The organism is Bradyrhizobium sp. Kon69, assembly GCF_055807515.1.
Genome location: NZ_JBVVOS010000192.1, coordinates 1 through 344 on the forward strand (window position 1 = coordinate 1; position 344 = coordinate 344).

Genomic DNA, 344 nt, shown 5'->3' on the forward strand with positions numbered 1-344 from the left:
GCCAGGTAAGTATAAGCCCACAGTGAACCCGGTTAGCGGTTCCTCCGGTGGTGCTCCGAACACCGCTGGAATAACGAACTTCAGGAATTTGGTGTTCAATGCACAGTACCCACATTCATCATTCAGTGGGCCGACCAAGGCTGTTGTTGCTCGGCCCCAGACTTTTGGCGCTAAAGTTGCCTTTGATGGTTTCGCCCGTCCAAACCGAGCCAGCGTACGTACCCACACTTAACGGTGTACTGACAAGCCCGTTGACGGACGCATTGACAAACGCATCACGCGCGACGGTTTTCAAGGGCGTATCCGTTTTGAATACACCCGCCTTGACCAAACGATCCGCCACA

1 protein-coding gene is annotated in these 344 nt (G+C 54.1%); it reads right to left on the reverse strand.

All coding sequences use genetic code 11. The features are described from left to right. Positions 1–118: 118 nt before the first annotated feature. Positions 119–344 (reverse strand): hypothetical protein (locus AC0L3U_RS38790; RefSeq protein ID WP_473365022.1); only part of this gene is annotated, 226 nt, incomplete at its 5' end.